2 protein-coding genes are annotated in these 2457 nt (G+C 71.2%); both read right to left on the reverse strand.

What is annotated here, in order from left to right:
• Positions 1–285 precede the first annotated feature (285 nt).
• On the reverse strand, positions 286–1668 hold the full coding sequence (locus WA805_RS19520; RefSeq protein ID WP_424561580.1) for an ATP-binding protein: 1383 nt from the start codon (positions 1666–1668) through the stop codon (positions 286–288).
• Complete coding sequence (locus tag WA805_RS19525) at positions 1665–2384, reverse strand: response regulator transcription factor (RefSeq protein WP_422289551.1); 720 nt, start codon at positions 2382–2384, stop codon at positions 1665–1667. Before WA805_RS19525 ends, WA805_RS19520 begins: the two co-directional genes overlap by 4 nt.
• Positions 2385–2457: the final 73 nt, after the last annotated feature.

The following is a 2457-nucleotide window of genomic DNA, read 5'->3' on the forward strand; positions in this document are numbered from 1 at the left end:
GCCGCCGATGACGACGGGCTTGACGTGCTGGACGACGGGGCGCTTGACGAGCTCGTGCCGCAGGCGGCGAGAAGCAGGCTCGTCGCGGATATGGCAGCTGCCGCCATCCACGGGGTGTGTTTCACCGTTCCTCCACTGGGACCAGATAGCCGGGTGCCCAGGCATCACGGGACTCCCCCTAGCCCAGACTGCCCGAAAGACTAAAACCTGTAAACGTCCCGTGTGAAGAGGCGCGGTAGCACTGCGGCCTGGTCGTTGCCGAAACGGGACCGAAGGTGGTGCTTGTTACCCGGGCAGGTTTGTGCCTTCGTACAGCGCGGTGCCGGGGAACTCGAGCTCGACAGTGAGACCGCCTCCCGGCGTGTCCGCGAGCCGCACCGTGCCGCCGTTGGACGTGACGAGCCGCTGCACGATCGCCAGGCCGAGGCCGGTACCGGTCTGGCTGCCCGTGCTGAACCGCAGGAAGGCGCGGGACCGTTCCTGCGGGGGCATGCCCGGCCCGTCGTCGGCGATGGTCAGCGTGGTGCCCGCGCTGGAGCTGGCCACCGAGACCGTGACGCTCCCGCCGTGGTCGCCCAGCGCCTCGATCGCGTTGTCGATCAGGTTGTCCAGGATCTGCTCCAGGTGGCCGACGCCAAGGGAGACCTGCGCCTTGTCGTCGTCCGCCGTGTGCTCGGTCACCAGCTTCACGTCGTGCGCGTCCGCTACCGGCTGCCAGGCCGCGACCCGTTCGGCCACCGCCGGGATAAGGTTGACGGGCACCACCCGCTCCGCCACGCTCTCCGCCCGCGCGGTGGCGAGCAGCCCGTCGACAAGCCGCGACAGCCGGGCGATTTCCTCCTGCGCCCCGGCGAGCTCGTCGGCCGCCGTCGGCGCGGAGTCCGCGGCGAGCAGGTCAAGGCGCAGCCGCAGCGCGGTCAGCGGGGTGCGCAGCTGGTGCGACGCGTCCGCGAGCATGGCCCGGTGGCCGTGCACCAGCGTCTCGAGACGGCCGGCCATCATGTTGAACGTGGCGGCCATCCGGCGCACCTCTGGCGGGCCGGACCTGGTGGTGGCGCGGACGGACAGCTCGCCGTCGGCGATCTGCCGTGCCGCGGTGTCGAGCCTGGCCAGCGGCTTGCTTACCCAGCGGGCGAAGTAGATCGCGATGGCCACGGCGGCCGCCATCGCGCCGCCGGCGAGCAACGCCAGGTACAGCCACAGGTCGTCGATGTTCTGGTTCAGCGCCCCGGTGGGGCGCTCGAGGACGACGGTGCCGATCGGCGCGCCGGTGTCCTTGCCGTCGTTCCAGACCGTCTGGACGGCGATGACCCGGTCCTTGGTCAGCTCGGTGGTGGGGTCGCCGCGCTCTTCCGCTTCGTTGACAAGCTGCTTCCACGAGTCGCGCGGCACGCCCTGGGACACCACGACGTTGCCGTGCTCGTTGAGCACGAGCAGTTCGTCGTGCTCGCGGGCGGCCGACAGCAGCGCGGCGGACAGCGCCGGCGACGCGGTGTGGTCGCCGAGGCGTTCCTCCGCGAGGACGGCCAGCGACCGCGCGGTGCCGGCCGCGTCGTTGACGAACGCGTCCCGTTCGTGCGCGGCGGCGTTGAACGCGAGCGGCAGCACGGCGGCGACCAGCACCGTCGCGGTCAGCGCGAGCAGGGCGAGGACGATCCGGCGGGTCACGGGCTGGCGGCGGGCCGTTCAGCCCGCTCGGCCGCGGGTTCGGCGGGGCGGTCGGCGAGCCGGAAGCCGTGGCCGTAGACCGTCTCGATGAGGGCGGGATCGCCGAGCTTGCGGCGCAACGCGGCCAGGTGCACGTCGAGCACCTTGGTCGGCCCGTACCAGTGCTCGTCCCACGCCCGTTCGACGATCTCCTGACGGCTCACCAGCCTGCCCGGGTCTGCGGCCAGGCACTCGAGGATCGCGAACTCTTTCGGTGTCAGCGCCACCTCGGTGCCGGACACGGTGACCTTCCGCGTACGCAGGTCGACGGTGAGCGGCCCGTGCCTGAGCACTTCGGTGCCGCCGCCGAGGCGCTGCCCGCGGCGCAGCACGGCCCGGATCCTGGCGAGCAGTTCGGCCAGGCCGAACGGCTTGACGAGGTAGTCGTCGGCGCCCTCGTCGAGCGCGAGCACCCGGTCCGCCTCCTCGCCGCGGGCGGTCACCACGATGATCGCCGCGTCGGAGGCCTCCCGGAGCTGGCGGCAGACGTCCACGCCGTCGATGTCCGGCAGCCCGAGGTCGAGGAGCACGACGTCGCTGGGCGCGCGGCGCAGCGCGTCGGCGCCCATGCCAACGCTGTCGGCGGTATAGCCGGCCCGCTCTAGTCCGCGGACCAGCTGGGTAGCGATGCCCGGATCATCTTCCACGACGAGCACGGAGACCTGCGGATAACTCACCCTTACAAGTTAGGCTGCGTGCCCCTGACTGAGGAAATTCAGCAGCATTCTTAACCAGACCTGAACGAGTTTG

Origin of the sequence: Trebonia sp., from assembly GCF_049794275.1 — a bacterium.
GTDB lineage: Bacteria > Actinomycetota > Actinomycetes > Streptosporangiales > Streptosporangiaceae > Trebonia.